The following is a 14,934-nucleotide window of genomic DNA, read 5'->3' on the forward strand; positions in this document are numbered from 1 at the left end:
TGAAATAAAAAAAAGTAAGCGTGTTTAAAATAATAAAATTTAATTTTCTTTTTGCATTTATTGTACTGGCTGCAATAAGTAAGGCACAACCCGGAAGTGGCGAAACCATTGATGGGATTGTGGGTGTTTTTGCTGATAAAATTATTTTGCATTCAGAAATTGAATTTGAATACCAACAATTCAGAAAAGAATACCCTGAGCGTGTTACCGATACCTTACGTTGCGATATTTTAAGACAAAAATTAACGGAGAAGCTATTGGCTACAAAAGCCGAGGTTGATAGTTTGCCTTTAAGCGAAGAGCGTATAGAAGGAGAGTTGGAACAACGCATTCAGTATTTTGCCAGGCAGTTTGGAGGCGATAGAGGTTTGGAGGAATTTTACGGTAAAAGTATCAGTGAAATAAAAGCAAACTACCGTGAAAAAATAAAAACCAGTTTATTGGTGCAGGAAATGCAACAAAAAATACTGAAGGATATAAAAATTTCGCCTACCGACATAAAAACATTTTTTAACTCGTTAGAGAAAGACAGTTTGCCTTATTACAGTGCCGAAGTTGAAGTGGCGCAAATAATAATAGAGCCTAAAGTATCGAAGGAGGCAAAGGACATTGCTTTACAAAAAGCTACCGAGTTAAGAGATCGTTTACTCAATGGCGATAATTTTAGAACCATTGCCAAAATTTATAGCGATGATAAAGGAAGTGCTGTTCAGGGTGGTGAGTTAGGATTTTTTGGAAGAGGAATGATGGTGCCGGAGTTTGAAGCAGCCGCTTTTAAAACACCACAGGATAGTATTTCGCGTATTGTGGAGACCAAGTTTGGTTACCACATTATTCAACCTATTAAACGTAGGGGAGAAGAAGTAAATGCACGTCACGTGCTTATTCGTCCACAAATTTATAGAGCCGATATTGATTTGGCTAAACAACGTATTGATTCTGTTATTAACCTGATAAAAATAGACACCATTACTTTTGCTGATGCAGCTAAAAAATTCAGTACCGATAAACGTTCAGGTGCCCGTGGTGGTTATTTAACAGATGGTTCAGCGGGTAATACCAAAATTCCGGTTGATGAATTACCTAAAGATATATTTTTAAATATACAGGGTTTAAAACCCGGTGACATGACCGAGCCTGAATTAACAACCATACAAAGCCAGACAGGTGAACCAATAAAAGTATGGCGTGTTTTGTACTTAAAATCGGAAAGCCTGCCACACGTAGCCAACTTAAAAGACGATTATCAGAAAATGCAAACAGCAGCCGAAGAGGATAAGAAAAATAAAACACTGGCACGCTGGATTGATAAAAACCGTAAACAGTTTTACGTTCACATTGCCGATGAATATAAAACATGCCCAAGTTTAGAAGCTTGGCAAAGTAAAACAACTCAATAAAACCATAGCAACATGCAATTTAATAACGATGTAGAAGCTGCAAATGCTTTGCACCAAAAATATACCGAGTTAAAAAAAGAAATTGGGAAAGTAATTGTTGGGCAAGATTACGTAGTTGAATCATTGCTTATTTCCATTTTTAGTAATGGACATACCTTAATGATTGGTTTACCCGGTTTAGCTAAAACATTATTGGTTAAAACCCTAAGCCAGGTTTTAGATTTGGAGTTTAACCGTATTCAGTTTACACCGGATTTAATGCCGAGTGATATAACCGGGTCGGAAATTTTGAATGAAAAACGCGAATTTCAATTTTTGCGTGGTCCTATATTTGCTAATATTATTTTAGCTGATGAAATAAACCGTACACCTCCTAAAACGCAGGCCGCTTTGTTAGAGGCTATGCAGGAAAAGTCGGTTACTATCAATGGACAATTGCATCATTTACCCAATCCATTTTTTGTATTGGCAACGCAAAACCCTATTGAACAAGAAGGAACGTATGCACTTCCAGAAGCACAGTTAGACCGTTTTATGTTTAATGTATTATTAGACTATCCTAGTTTTGCTGAAGAGGTTGAAATTATAAAATCAACCACAAGCAATAAAACTGTAGAGTTAAATAAAATATTACATGGTCAGGAAATATTAGCATTTCAGAACTTGGTGCGTAAAACACCGGTGGCTGATAATGTAATTGACTATGCGGTTAAGCTGGTAAGTAAAACCCGTCCGCAAAGTGAGTGGGCTACTGATGAGATAAAAAAATACATTGACTTTGGAGCCGGCCCGCGTGCAGGACAGTTTTTAATCATTGGTGCCAAAGCCCATGCTTTAATACACGGCAAATACTCACCAGATATTGAAAATGTAAAAGCCGTAGCATTAAATATACTACGCCACCGTATGATTAAGAATTACCGAGCCGAGGCAGAAGGTATTAAAATAGAAAAGCTAATAGAAGGAATTTTATAGTAAAAAAGAGCACCGTGAGGTGCTCTTTTTGTTTATTATTATCAGTTCAATAATTGTGACTATTCACATTATTTTCTGCTAATAAATATACTTTTGTTCCTCAAATTCAATTAGGTTTGAAGCAATATGAAAGTAGGCATTTTTTTTGGAGGCAATAGCCGCGAACGTGAGGTATCATTTGCCGGAGGGCGCACTGTTTATGATAACTTAGATAAAACGCTATTTGAAGCTATTCCCATTTTTGTTGATAGTTTCAATAACTTTATTTTGTTGGATTGGCAGTTCATTTACAAAGGCTCCATCCGCGACTTTTATCCGCCCGTATCTGCTTTAAAAAAACAAGAACACGATATTCAGATTTATGCTGAAAACATTCCTGCTGCGCATAAAGACAATGGTGAATCATTGATAAAAAAGATAGGCAAACGTGTTAAAACAGAAGAGCTGAAATCAATGATTGATTTTGCTTTTTTAGCTTTACATGGAGCCAATGGTGAAGATGGAACGATACAAGGTTTATTGGAGTTTTTAGATATACCTTATAGCGGATCTGGTATTATGCCAAGTGCTTTGGGCATGAACAAACGTTTACAAAAATCGTTGATGCAAAGTGCAGGAATGAATATACCCAAGTATTTTTCGTTCCATAAAAGTGAATTAAGTAACCTTAAAAAAATATACAGTAGCGTAAAAGAGCAGGTAGGTTTACCATTTGTAGTAAAGCCCGCTAATCAAGGTAGTTCGGTTGGTGTAAGTGTTATCAGCCATGATGATTTTACTACTTTTGAAGATGCTGTTTTAAAATCATTTTTTATTCAAGACATTGTAAAAACGGATTGGATAGGTAAAGATGAAAGACAAAAAATACAGTTTATTCAAAAAATTACTGATGTAAAAGAAGGTATTGGTTTACCTGCCCTGCATAACAAAGAAATTATATACCATCCCGATGAGTTATGGGCTTTACTGGATGAAACATTTGTTCCAAAAGCTAAATCAACCAATCAAGCAGCAACCATTCGCTTAGAAAGTATTTATAGCGAAACGGAATGTTTAATTGAAAGCTTTATTGAAGGTAGAGAGTTTAGTTGTATAGTCCTGAAAAATGAAGATGGTTCAGCAGTAGCATTACCACCCACAGAGATTGTAAAAGGAAAAGAAGTATATGACTACCGCAGTAAATATTTACCTGGCTTAAGCCGTAAAATTACCCCTATTGATATTGAAGAGAAAAAGATAGAAGAGATAAGAAAAGCATGTGCTAATTTGTTTAGCTTTTTCAGTTTTCATGTGTATGCACGTATAGATGGATTCATTAATAAAGAAGGAAAAATATTTTTAAACGACCCCAATACCACCAGTGGTATGATGCCTTCCAGTTTCTTTTTTCATCAGGCAGCAGAAATAGGTTTAAACCCATCGCAGTTTTTAACTTATATTATCCGTACATCTCTTGCTGAAAGAGCAGAGTCGCAACAAGTGCATTTTCATCACCGTACTTTGTTACAATATTTAGATGCAAAAATTGCAGCTAATAAGAGCCAGAAATCAAATAAAAAACGTGTAGCTGTATTTATGGGCGGTTACTCAACAGAGCGTCATATATCAGTGGAGAGTGGTCGTAATATTTATGAAAAATTAGCATCATCCACCAAGTACCAACCATTTCCTGTGTTTGTAACAGGTAATGATAAAGCACACGAATTATGGTTGTTGCCCATTAACGTAATGTTGAAAGACAATGCAGATGATATTAAAGAGAAGCTATCGCATTTTAAACGTGCAGCCATCATTGATAAAATAATTAAAGAATGCGATGCCATTATAAAAAAATATGGAGATGCGGAGGCGCAATTATTTGCTCCACGTAAAATTGATTATAAGGAATTGAAAAAAATGGCCGATGCTGTATTTATAGCTTTGCATGGCCGTCCGGGTGAAGATGGAACCGTTCAAACTTATTTGAATAAATTGAAGATTCCATACAACGGAAGCGATGTAGAAAGCAGCAGGATTACCATTAATAAATACGATACCAACGAGCTATTGAAAAAACACAAAATACTGATAGCTGAACATATGTTGGTGCAGCAAAAAGACTGGAAAAAAGACAAGGCTCAAGTTATTAAACAAATTGAAAAGATTGGTTTTCCTTTAATTGCAAAGCCTGCCGATGATGGTTGTAGCAGTGCGGTTAAAAAAATTAAATCGGTTGATGATTTAGTAAATTACGCAGAAGGTGTTTTTAGAAATGCCGAAATAATGGATGCTTTGTTGGCTGATAAATTAGGTTTAAAACCTAAAGAAGAGTTTCCGATGAAATCGTACTTTTTGGTGGAGAAATTTGTAGAGAAAGGTAATGCAAAACACTTTTTAGAAGTAACAGGCGGTTTAATTACGCACTATAAAAAAGGAAAGCTGGAATATGAAATGTTTGAGCCTAGCGAAACATTGGCCGAAGGTGAAATACTTTCATTAGAAGAGAAGTTTTTAGCAGGGCAAGGCCAAAACATTACACCAAGCAGGTTTAGCACCAATGTTAAAAGCCAGGCAGAAATAAGCTTAAAAGTACGGGAGGTTTTAAAGAAAACAGCCAAGGTTTTAAATGTAGAAGGTTATTGCCGTATAGATGCATTTGTGAAAATATTTGAAAAAAACAGGGTAGAAGTAGTCATTATTGAAATTAACTCGTTACCGGGTATGACACCTGCTACCGCTATTTTTCACCAATGTGCTTTAAACAATTATAAGCCGTATGAGTTTATAGATGGTATATTGGAGTTTGGCGCAAAACGAATGGGTATTAAATAAAAGCTGTGATGAATGTAGCAGATATAAGAGTAGACTATACTTTAAAAAGTTTTGATGAAAGCGATTTAGAAAAAAATCCTTTTGGTCAGTTTAAGTTATGGTTTGATGAAGCATTGAAAGCAGAGGTAATGGAGCCTAATGCCATGACTTTAGCAACTATCGGAGAAAATGATTTTCCGGCCGCCAGAATTGTTTTATTAAAAGGAATTGAAGAAAATGGGTTGGTATTTTTTACCAATTTTGAAAGCAATAAAGGCGCTCAATTGGCCAAACACAACAAAGCTGCATTGGTGTTTTTCTGGCCCGAATTACAAAGACAGGTACGTATTGTTGGCCATGTGGCTAAAATACAGGATGAACAATCAGATTTATATTTTAACAGCCGCCCATTGGGAAGCAGGATAGGTGCACATGCTTCTCCACAGAGCAAAGTCATTGCCAACCGTAAATTACTGGAAGAAAGCGTAAAAAAAATGGAAGCCTTATTTGCCAAAGAACCTCTTTTACGCCCAAGCAATTGGGGTGGTTATATAGTAACACCTATCAGCTTTGAGTTTTGGCAAGGCCGTAACAGTCGTTTACACGACAGGTTTTTGTTTGAATTAATTTCCTCTAATAATTGGAAAGTAAGCAGGCTGGCTCCTTAATTAGGTAATATGCATCTTTAGACGAACAAATTTGTTTTACAGCAAATACTTCACCTATATTTGCCAAGTTTTTTAAAAAGATTAAATGGCTGATAATAAGCAAAAAATAGTTTATATAACTCGAAGAGAGCGTTTTAATGCCGCTCACAAGTTATACAATCCTAATTGGACAGAGCAGGAAAATGAAGATTTTTTTGGCAAATGTTCCAACAAATATTACCACGGACATAATTTTGAGTTATTTGTAACTATAAAAGGAATAGCCAACCCAGATACGGGTATGGTGATGGATTTAAAGCAACTGAAATCTTTGATCAAAGATGAAATAGTTGAGAAGATAGACCACCGTAATTTAAACGAAGATGTGGAGTTTATGAAAGGTATTTTACCCTCTATTGAAAACATCATAGTAGAGATATGGAATATTTTGGAGCCTAAAATTCAGAATGGTAAACTGCATTATATTAAGTTGGTGGAAACCGAAAATAACTACGTAGAATACTGGGGAGAATAGTATTTTTAGTCTAAGTAATTAATCAATAAACAAAATTTATTTTATGAAAAACGCATACATATTTCCGGGGCAAGGTGCGCAATTTGTGGGCATGGGTAAAGATTTATATGAATCAAACCCTGACGCAAAAGCACTATTTGACAGAGCAAATGAAATAATAGGATTTAACATTACTGATTTAATGTTTTCGGGTACTGATGAGGATTTAAAACAAACTAGGGTAACCCAACCTGCTGTATTTTTACATTCAGTTATTAAAGCATTGAGTGCTGGCGAAAGCTTTAAACCGGATATGGTTGCAGGCCACAGTTTAGGTGAGTTTTCTGCCTTAGTTGCCAATAAAGTTTTAACTTTTGATGATGCTTTGCGTTTGGTTTATGCACGTGCTATGGCTATGCAAAAAGCCTGTGAGTTGCAACCATCAACCATGGCAGCGGTATTGGGTTTAGAAGATGCTAAAGTAGAAGAAATTTGTGCAGGTATTACTGATGAAGTAGTAGTTGCAGCCAATTATAACTGCCCGGGCCAATTGGTTATTTCGGGTTCAATAGAAGGTGTAAACAAAGCCTGCGAATTATTAAAAGCTGCAGGTGCTAAACGTGCTTTGGTATTACAGGTTGGTGGAGCATTTCACTCTCCATTAATGGAACCTGCCCGCCAGGAATTAGCGGCAGCCATTATGAATACACAGTTTAGCGAGCCTATTTGCCCTATCTACCAAAATTATGTAGCCAAAGCGGTCAATAATGTAGAAGAAATAAAAAGCAATTTAATAGCTCAGTTAACAGCGCCTGTTAAATGGACTCAATCGGTACAAGCTATGGTGGCAGATGGTGCTAGTACCTTTTATGAGTGTGGTCCCGGAACTGTTTTACAAGGTTTGGTTAAAAAAATAGCTAAAGAAGCAAACGCACAAAGTATTTAATATACCAAGTGTTATAAAAAAAGCCATTGTAGTTTTAACTGCAATGGCTTTTTTGTTATGAGTAATTAAATAGATTTATTTTACTAACAACTGCATTAAGTGTACATCCAATACCTGATTAAATTTTACACCTACTTGTTTCATGGTTCCTACCATAAAAAAACCAAAATGCTCGTGTAGTTTTATACTAATTTGATTGCCTTCGGTAATGCGGGCTAATATGGCTTTTACACCATGTTGCTGGCCTTGTTGTATGCAAGCAGCCATTAAGGGTTTGCTTAGTTTTTTGCCCTTATAATCGGGGTGAAAATAAATACTAAACTCGGCTGTTCTGTCGTAGGCAATTCTATCGCTGTAACGGGTTAAACTTGCCCAGCCTGCAATTTCATTGTTTACTTCACACACTATTACACAATATTTTTCATCGTGTGCCTGTAGCCATGCTAACATTTGATTGTTACTTTTTATGTCAATATCAAATGTAGCAACGGTATTAATTACTGCATCATTGTATATATCCGTAATGGCTCTGATGTCGTTAATATTGGCTTGGCGTAGTAACATATTTAGTGTGCGTTGGCAAATATTTTATCGGCTAGTAACATTGCATTAAAGAATGCATCTTGATTGATATTTGTTTGCTCATTTAAGTCGTTAAAACGAATAAACATGTTTTCCGTAGGCATATTGCCAGTTAGTTTATCGGAGGCCATCGGGCAGCCTCCAAAACCTTTTAAAGCACCATCAAAACGCTTGCATCCATTTTGGTAAGCGGCATCTATTTTTTCCTGCCAAGTATTTGGTGTGGTGTGTAAGTGTGCACCAAACTCTATAGTAGGAAACGCAGGTATTAAATGTTTAAATAAATAACTGATTGAGTCTGGATTGGCAATACCAATGGTATCGCTTAACGATATTATTTTAATGCCTAACGCATGCATTTCCTGTACCCATTTTTCTACTATTTCAGTATTCCACACATCGCCATAAGGATTACCAAAGCCCATAGAAATATATAGCACCAATTCTTTATTGTTTTTAACACATAAAGCCTGAATGGCTTTTACGGTTTCTAAGCTTTGTGCTATGCTGCTGTTGGTATTGCGTTGCTGAAAGGTTTCGCTGATAGAAAATGGAAAGCCTATGTATTTTATTTCCGGGTGTTGAACTGCTGTTTCTGCACCTTTTACATTGGCTACAATGGCTAACAGCTTACTGGTGGTATTGGCTAAATCTAAATTGGCTAAAACCTCTGCTGTATCTACCAGCTGGGGAATAGCTTTAGGCGATACAAAGCTTCCAAAATCAATGGTATCAAAGCCTACTTTTAACAGTTGGTTGATGTATTCAATTTTGGTAGCGGTTGGAATAAAATCGTGGAGGCCTTGCATGGCATCGCGCGGACATTCAATTATTTTAATAGCCATTTTTAATAGGTTGTATATGGATAAAATGCATCTTCAAAATGCATAATTTCTGTTTCTGTTTTCGATTTAACAACAGCAATAATGTCAAACCTCATTTCACAAGTTAACTGTTTGCTTTCTTGATATAACAACGCAGCCTCCGTTAATGTTTTTTGTTTGCTTTTGCTAACTGCATTTTCCGGGTTTATAAAATTGCTGCTCCTTGTTTTTACTTCGACTATTACCAAACAATTCTGGTATTTGGCAATAATATCAATTTCTGTTTTTAGCTGTGTATAGTTGCGTTCTACTATTTCGTAACCCTTATTAAGCAAAAAGTCACAAGCTAATTGCTCTCCAATTTCACCTGTGACTTTATTGTTATTTTTCATTTCTTTTGGTTATGAAATGGCTTTATCTATGGTCCATGGTCTATCGACCAACGACTATTTACTCATAAACTCCACTACTTTATTCACCATGTTTTTTGAACCCATAATAATAGGCACACGTTGGTGTATAGCAGTTGGTTCTACATCTAAAATGCGGGTTGTGCTTGTAGTAGCTAATCCTCCGGCTTGTTCAGCAATATAGCTCATTGGAATACCTTCAAATAACAAGCGTAATTTACCATTAGGGCTTTTAGCTGTTGGCGGGTATATAAACACACCACCTTTTAATAAATTACGGTGGAAATCGGCCACCATAGAACCAATATAACGGGCTGTGTAAGGACGATTGGTTGCTTTATCGCTTTCTTTTACCCATGCTAAATAATCTTTTACGCCTTGTGGAAACTCAGCAGCATTACCTTCGTTGATAGAATACATTTTTCCATCATCAGGTGTTTTTACATCGGCATGACTTAAACAGAACTCACCGATAGAAGTATCTAAAGTAAATGCATTTACGCCTTTACCAGTGCTAAATACCAACATGGTTGATGAACCATAAATTACATATCCGGCAGCTATTAATTTGTTTCCTGCCTGTAATACATCAGCATCGGTTGGTTCAGTACCCGGCTCTGATAACCTACGGTAAATAGAAAATATAGTACCAATGGAAACATTTACATCAATGTTTGATGAGCCATCTAACGGATCAATACAAACTACGTATTTGCCATTTTTTGAGTAAGTACCTTGTAGTGGAATAATACCATCGTTTTCTTCGCTGGCCAATACACAAACTTCGCCACCTTTACTCAAGGTTGAAATAAACATTTCATTACCTATAATATCCAGTTTCTTTACATCTTCTCCCTGTACATTCACGCTTCCGTGGTCGCCTAATATACTTGTTAAACCGGCTTTGTTAACCTCACGACTAATTACTTTTGCAGCTATTCCAATATCGCGTAATAAGCGAGAAAGCTCACCTTTTGCGAAAGGAAAATCCTTTTGTTTTTCAATAATAAATTGTCCGAGGGTAGTAACGTTTTCCATAAATGTATTTAAAATTTCAGCAATAGTAATAAATTATGCCTAAAGTGTAATAAGGTTTGACTAAAAGCAGCCTTTTTGTGTATCATTTCTATGCTTTGGTTTTTAATAATTCAGTGCCGAACGCCATATCTGTTAAATTTTGTACTTTTGGCGCTGGTATTAGAGTTGTTTATTGTTTGATAGCTTTTAGTTGGTGATACCATTCATAACATGACAGTAGAAAAAATTTCGTTACGGACAATAGAAGTAACCCGGTATATAACTCCTTTGCGTGAAGGAGGCTCCTTACCTGCTTTAGCCGAAGCAGCTGATGATTTTAAGTATGTGCTTAAATTCAGAGGTTCGGGGCAAGGGCCAAAGGTTTTAATTGCAGAATTAGTAGGGGGGGAGATAGCCCGTGCACTGGGATTAAAAATACCTGAGTTGGTTTTTGCCAACTTGGATGAAGCTTTTGGGCAAACAGAAGCTGATCAGGAAATTCAGGATTTACTGAAAGCGAGTAAAGGGTTAAACTTAGCATTACATTTTTTATCGGGCTCTATTAATTTTGATCCCGTTGTTACACCTATTGCTCCAAAACTGGCTTCGCAAATTGTATGGCTAGATGCTTTTATTATGAACGTGGACAGAACCGTTAGAAATACCAATATGCTTATCTGGTATAAAGAGTTGTGGTTAATTGACCATGGCGCATGTTTGTATTTTCATCACTCATTTACCGATTGGGAAACTCATGCCAAAAGCCGTTTTGCTTTGGTAAAAGACCATGTTTTATTACCTAAGGCCGAGTTACTGGAAGAGGTAAACGAGGCGTTTAAAAAGATTTTAACAGCAGAAAAAATAAAGGAAATAGTAATGCTTATTCCCGATGAATGGCTGAATTGGGAAGATACCAATGAGAGCCCGGAAGCATTGAGAGAAATATATTACCAATTTTTAGTTACTAGATTAGGTCATTCAGATACTTTTATAAACGAAGCGCAAGATGCAAGAAAAACACTTATATGAGTACGCTGTTATTCGCGTGTTACCAATAGTTGAGCGAGAAGAATTCGTGAATGTTGGTATTATTCTTTTTTGCAAAAAAGCAAAATTTATCAAAGTGCATTATACCGTTGATGAAGCTAAATTATTGGTATTTTCTAAGGAGCTGGACATCGACCAGATTAAATTGAATTTACAATCGTTGGAAGGAATAGCCAGTGGTAATAAAAAATGTGGGCCTATTGCACAATTAGACGTGCCATCACGTTTCAGGTGGCTAAGTGCAGTAAGAAGCTCCGCTATCCAACTGTCAAGACCACACCCAGGTTTATGTAATGATTTAGAGCAAACAGCTAAGCGTTTGTTTGAAGAATTGGTTTTGTAAAAATTGATTTATTATTTACTCCTGATAGCATCAACAGGGTTTAAGCGAGAGGCTGTTAATGCGGGTAAAAAACCGGAAATAACACCAATAACAATACTGGTGACAACACCTATTACAATGTTTTTGAAGCTGAGGTAAAATACAAAATCAAAAGCACTGCCTAATATGGTTACAATGCCCCATACCAGTAATAAACCGGTGGCACAACCCAACAAGCAAAGTATAATGGCTTCAATTAAAAACTCAATTAAAATAAAGTAGTTTTTAGCGCCTAAGCTTTTTTGAATACCTATTTGGTTGGTTCTTTCTTTTACGCTTACAAACATAATATTGGCTATGCCGAAACCCCCTACAAGCATGGCAAATAAGCCTATTATCCAACCGGCTATGTTAACGGTTGCAAAAGTTTGATCCAGTTGTTGGGTAATTAAAGTGGTTTTATTCAAAGCAAAGTTTTCTTCCTGTCCGGGTTTTAGTTTCCGTTTGCTCCTCATAATTCCATTTATTTCCTGTTCCAGTGCTGGTATTCCACTTAAGCCTGCTTTTACATGTATGCGGCTATTGGCCATATCGCTATTGATACGTACAAAACGGGCCGCGGCATTTACGGGTAAAATGGCTATGTTATCTAAACTGTTGCCTATTAAGCTTTCGCCTTCTTTACCAAATACACCAATTACCGTAAAGTTAATACCCGAAATTTTTATGTTTTTGTCAATTGGGCTGATACTGGGAAATAAAGATTGGGCTAAATTGTAACCAATTAAACAAACATTGTTTCCATTTTCCGATTCATTTTCGGTAAAGTACCTGCCATTGGCTATATCGAAATTGCGTACCAAATAATAATCGTGGGTTACACCTTGTATATCAATACCACTTGCGCTATTGTTTCCATTTTTTAAAGTTTTACCTCCTATATTAATGGTTAACATTTGCCCTGACGATAGCTGCGATTTCTCGCTAATGGTTTCCATTTCATCAATAGAAGCGTTAGGTCTGTTCATGAATTTCCACCATTTATAATCAGGGCCAAAGGTCCAGGGCCATTTTTCTACAAATATTACATCGTTACCCAAGCTTTCTACACTTTGGTGCAAGCTGGTTTCAAAGCTTTCAACCACAGCCAGTACGGCTATAATACAAAATATACCAATGGTAATACCAAGGGTAGAAAGGAGCGTGCGTACCTTGTTTAAATACATGGTATAAAAAGCCGCTATAGCACTTTCTTTTATTTGTGTAAATATGATTAGAAAGTTTTTCATTTATTTAATATTCAAAATATGAATTATAATGAGCTAATAACAAATAGTATTTGATAAGAGGTTGTATTGTTTGTTAATACGCTGTTTCCACGTTTTCGCTTATTTCCCAAAGCATAATTGTTTTATCGTCACTACCGGTTAATAACTGGTTGTTGTTAAGCCATACTACTTTGTTAATAGAAGTAATATGGGCATCGTTGCGTGCTTTGTCAATTACTTTTATTAAATCAAAAGTATTGCCATCCCAAATTTTGAGTGTTTTATCCATGCTTACCGTAGCAAATAAATTTCCATCAGGGCTAAACTGTATGGAGTTTATATGTAAAGTATGTGCCGGAATATCTTTTATTAATTCATAGTTTTTGGTAGCATCAAAAAACTTTAAAAATACATCGCGCCCACCACTTAATAAGTGTTTATCGTGGTGGCAATAGCTCAATGCAAATACAGAATTGATATGGTATTGTAGGGTGTTTTTTAAAGTGAAAGTATTTAAATCAAAAATGCGTATAGCGTGGTCAGAATAACCAATAGCCATTTCGTTCCGGGTGGTATTTAAAGCAACTGCACGGGCACTTTTATTTGATTCATTAATAGTGTGCAGTAAAGCAAAAGTATGCCTGTCAAAAATATTTACTTTACCATCTCCTCCTGTAGTTATAATGGTTTCGTTGTGGAGCTTAATATCAAAAATACCCAATTGATGGGCTTCAATATTTCTTATTTCTTTGTTATTTCTTAAATCTATTACATGTAAATTTCCTTGGGCTGAACCTACCAATAGCTGTTGCTGTTCTTTTAATAGTAACAAACTGTATACGGGACGATGAACCTGACATATGAGTTTACCATCTGCTTTGGTTTTGTAATTCCATTCTACCACATAACCTTCGCCTGCTCCGGAGTAAAAACAATCGGCATGTAAGGAAGGGATTACGGTATAAATACAATCCTTGTGTCCGCTAAACTGATGTAACTTTTGTACGTTTATTTTTTTTATCATGCTTAAGCAAAATGCTTTTTTTATAAAGCTTTACATTTATTATTGCAAAGCAACGATAAATAAAACGAGCTAAAAATATTTTGCCAATTATTTCTTTACAAAATATAACCAATGAGGTGCTACTGGGTATCTGGCAGATTACTGAAACAAAAGCAGAACTGGAAGAAATACTGAGTCAAAACTTTCATGATACTTCCAAGCCTGTTAACCCGGCAGAGAGTGTAGGCTTACATTGGTTTGCAAGCAGGGTATTGGTGCAACATTTATTTAGCAGCCATAAAATAGAAATTCATAAGGATATACATAACAAACCTACTTTATACATTGATGGAGAAAAATATTTTATCAGTATTTCACACTCTCATTTATATGTAGGTGTAATGGTATGTAAAACCCACGAAATTGGTTTGGATATTGAACAAATAGACGATAGAATTAATAGGGTAGCACACAAATTTATGAATGAGCCTGAAAAACAATTTGGCCATACCATTGAACATAAAACACTTATTTGGAGTGCCAAAGAAGCCGTGTATAAATGGTATGGGAAACGGGAATTGGATTTCAGGGGAAATATGGAAGTACAGCCTTTTGTTGCAAACAACGAGGGAACATTTAATTGTAAACTGAATAAGAACGAAACGCAACAGGTATTGCCGGTACATTATTACCAATTGGATAATTACTTTATTGCTTACTGCTTTTAACAATCAAAATAATATAACAATATAAGAAACATGCTTAACAACATAGAACATATAGGTATAGCTGTAAAGGATGCTGATGTCAGCAGCAAATTATTCAATGCATTATTGGGTACTACCCCTTATAAGGAAGAGGCTGTAGTGAGTGAAAATGTAAAAACTTTATTTTACAAAACGGGTGAAACCAAAGTAGAGCTTTTACAAGCCACGCATGAAGACAGTGCCATTGCCAAATTTATAGAGAAAAAAGGGGAGGGCATGCACCATATAGCTTTTGCTGTAGATGATATTTATGCGGAAATTAGCCGATTGAAAGCAGAAGGTTTTGTATTTATTAATGAAACACCCAAGCAAGGTGCCGATAATAAGCTGATTGTTTTCCTGCATCCTAAAAATAGCAATGGTGTATTGATAGAATTGTGCCAGGAGATTCAATAAACGAGTTTAAAAAGAAAAGGCTTTGC

General features: G+C 36.0%; 16 protein-coding genes. 10 read left to right on the forward strand and 6 right to left on the reverse strand.

The features are described 5' to 3' along the window. The first annotated feature begins 20 nt into the window (after positions 1-20). The 6 genes from V4538_08920 to fabD all read left to right on the forward strand — a co-directional run bounded on the left by V4538_08920 (position 21) and on the right by fabD (position 7,272). On the forward strand, positions 21-1,400 hold the full coding sequence (locus V4538_08920) for a peptidylprolyl isomerase (protein ID MES2381150.1): 1,380 nt from the start codon (positions 21-23) through the stop codon (positions 1,398-1,400). A 12-nt stretch (positions 1,401-1,412) separates the two neighbouring features. Next, positions 1,413-2,375, forward strand: a complete 963-nt coding sequence (locus V4538_08925) for an AAA family ATPase (protein MES2381151.1) — start codon at positions 1,413-1,415, stop codon at positions 2,373-2,375. A gap of 126 nt (positions 2,376-2,501) precedes the next feature. Next, positions 2,502-5,186, forward strand: coding sequence for a D-alanine--D-alanine ligase (locus V4538_08930; GenBank protein MES2381152.1), 2,685 nt, complete (start codon positions 2,502-2,504; stop codon positions 5,184-5,186). A gap of 8 nt (positions 5,187-5,194) precedes the next feature. Continuing rightward, positions 5,195-5,833, forward strand: a complete 639-nt coding sequence (pdxH, locus tag V4538_08935; protein ID MES2381153.1) for a pyridoxamine 5'-phosphate oxidase — start codon at positions 5,195-5,197, stop codon at positions 5,831-5,833. 106 nt (positions 5,834-5,939) lie between these two features. Further along, positions 5,940-6,347: a 6-carboxytetrahydropterin synthase gene (locus tag V4538_08940; protein MES2381154.1), complete on the forward strand. Its 408-nt coding sequence runs from the start codon at positions 5,940-5,942 to the stop codon at positions 6,345-6,347. Between the two features lie 43 nt (positions 6,348-6,390). Further along, positions 6,391-7,272 carry an ACP S-malonyltransferase gene (gene fabD / locus V4538_08945; protein ID MES2381155.1) on the forward strand — a complete coding sequence of 294 codons (882 nt, stop codon included), beginning with the start codon at positions 6,391-6,393 and terminating at the stop codon, positions 7,270-7,272. A 75-nt stretch (positions 7,273-7,347) separates the two neighbouring features. On the opposite strand, the gene V4538_08950 is transcribed toward fabD, so the two are convergent. Genes V4538_08950 through fbp form a run of 4 tightly spaced genes read right to left on the reverse strand, consistent with a single transcriptional unit; the run spans position 7,348 to position 10,126 of the window. Then, a complete protein-coding gene (locus tag V4538_08950) occupies positions 7,348-7,836 on the reverse strand; it encodes an N-acetyltransferase family protein (protein MES2381156.1) in 489 nt (162 codons plus the stop codon). A gap of 2 nt (positions 7,837-7,838) precedes the next feature. Further along, positions 7,839-8,699 (reverse strand): hydroxymethylglutaryl-CoA lyase, encoded by an 861-nt coding sequence (locus V4538_08955; protein ID MES2381157.1) that lies wholly within the window; start codon positions 8,697-8,699, stop codon positions 7,839-7,841. A 2-nt stretch (positions 8,700-8,701) separates the two neighbouring features. Further along, positions 8,702-9,070 carry a YraN family protein gene (locus V4538_08960; GenBank protein ID MES2381158.1) on the reverse strand — a complete coding sequence of 123 codons (369 nt, stop codon included), beginning with the start codon at positions 9,068-9,070 and terminating at the stop codon, positions 8,702-8,704. Between the two features lie 54 nt (positions 9,071-9,124). Then, on the reverse strand, positions 9,125-10,126 hold the full coding sequence (gene fbp, locus V4538_08965) for a class 1 fructose-bisphosphatase (GenBank protein ID MES2381159.1): 1,002 nt from the start codon (positions 10,124-10,126) through the stop codon (positions 9,125-9,127). 210 nt (positions 10,127-10,336) lie between these two features. On the opposite strand from fbp, the gene V4538_08970 reads away from it, so the two are divergent. Continuing rightward, entirely contained in the window at positions 10,337-11,134 is a 798-nt protein-coding gene (locus V4538_08970; GenBank protein MES2381160.1) for a HipA family kinase, read from the forward strand. Beyond that, on the forward strand, positions 11,112-11,495 hold the full coding sequence (locus V4538_08975; protein ID MES2381161.1) for a DUF3037 domain-containing protein: 384 nt from the start codon (positions 11,112-11,114) through the stop codon (positions 11,493-11,495). Before V4538_08970 ends, V4538_08975 begins: the two co-directional genes overlap by 23 nt. An 11-nt stretch (positions 11,496-11,506) precedes the next feature. On the opposite strand, the gene V4538_08980 is transcribed toward V4538_08975, so the two are convergent. Both V4538_08980 and V4538_08985 read right to left on the reverse strand, forming a co-directional pair. Next, positions 11,507-12,763 carry an ABC transporter permease gene (locus tag V4538_08980; protein MES2381162.1) on the reverse strand — a complete coding sequence of 419 codons (1,257 nt, stop codon included), beginning with the start codon at positions 12,761-12,763 and terminating at the stop codon, positions 11,507-11,509. A 73-nt stretch (positions 12,764-12,836) separates the two neighbouring features. Further along, positions 12,837-13,766, reverse strand: a complete 930-nt coding sequence (locus V4538_08985) for a WD40 repeat domain-containing protein (protein ID MES2381163.1) — start codon at positions 13,764-13,766, stop codon at positions 12,837-12,839. 80 nt (positions 13,767-13,846) lie between these two features. Between V4538_08985 and V4538_08990 the strand changes: the two genes are divergently transcribed. Both V4538_08990 and mce read left to right on the forward strand, forming a co-directional pair. Next, the gene (locus tag V4538_08990; protein ID MES2381164.1) at positions 13,847-14,473 is read left to right on the forward strand and encodes a 4'-phosphopantetheinyl transferase superfamily protein; all 627 of its coding nucleotides are present in this window, start codon (positions 13,847-13,849) and stop codon (positions 14,471-14,473) included. Positions 14,474-14,503: 30 nt separating this feature from the next. Beyond that, on the forward strand, positions 14,504-14,908 hold the full coding sequence (gene mce / locus V4538_08995; GenBank protein ID MES2381165.1) for a methylmalonyl-CoA epimerase: 405 nt from the start codon (positions 14,504-14,506) through the stop codon (positions 14,906-14,908). Positions 14,909-14,934 lie beyond the last annotated feature (26 nt).

The organism is Bacteroidota bacterium, assembly GCA_040388375.1.
In the GTDB taxonomy this organism is placed as follows: domain Bacteria; phylum Bacteroidota; class Bacteroidia; order UKL13-3; family UKL13-3; genus JAAFJM01.

What these genes read in the sequence shown, in the direction of transcription:
- V4538_08925 (MES2381151.1), top strand. Translation starts at nt 1,413, where the DNA reads ATGCAATTTAATAACGATGTAGAAGCTGCAAATGCTTTGCACCAAAAA.
- V4538_08930 (MES2381152.1), top strand. Translation starts at nt 2,502, where the DNA reads ATGAAAGTAGGCATTTTTTTTGGAGGCAATAGCCGCGAACGTGAGGTA.
- pdxH (MES2381153.1), top strand. Translation starts at nt 5,195, where the DNA reads ATGAATGTAGCAGATATAAGAGTAGACTATACTTTAAAAAGTTTTGAT.
- fabD (MES2381155.1), top strand. Translation starts at nt 6,391, where the DNA reads ATGAAAAACGCATACATATTTCCGGGGCAAGGTGCGCAATTTGTGGGC.
- V4538_08950 (MES2381156.1), bottom strand. Translation starts at nt 7,836, where the DNA reads ATGTTACTACGCCAAGCCAATATTAACGACATCAGAGCCATTACGGAT.
- V4538_08955 (MES2381157.1), bottom strand. Translation starts at nt 8,699, where the DNA reads ATGGCTATTAAAATAATTGAATGTCCGCGCGATGCCATGCAAGGCCTC.
- V4538_08960 (MES2381158.1), bottom strand. Translation starts at nt 9,070, where the DNA reads ATGAAAAATAACAATAAAGTCACAGGTGAAATTGGAGAGCAATTAGCT.
- fbp (MES2381159.1), bottom strand. Translation starts at nt 10,126, where the DNA reads ATGGAAAACGTTACTACCCTCGGACAATTTATTATTGAAAAACAAAAG.
- V4538_08970 (MES2381160.1), top strand. Translation starts at nt 10,337, where the DNA reads ATGACAGTAGAAAAAATTTCGTTACGGACAATAGAAGTAACCCGGTAT.
- V4538_08975 (MES2381161.1), top strand. Translation starts at nt 11,112, where the DNA reads ATGCAAGAAAAACACTTATATGAGTACGCTGTTATTCGCGTGTTACCA.
- V4538_08980 (MES2381162.1), bottom strand. Translation starts at nt 12,763, where the DNA reads ATGAAAAACTTTCTAATCATATTTACACAAATAAAAGAAAGTGCTATA.
- V4538_08985 (MES2381163.1), bottom strand. Translation starts at nt 13,766, where the DNA reads ATGATAAAAAAAATAAACGTACAAAAGTTACATCAGTTTAGCGGACAC.
- mce (MES2381165.1), top strand. Translation starts at nt 14,504, where the DNA reads ATGCTTAACAACATAGAACATATAGGTATAGCTGTAAAGGATGCTGAT.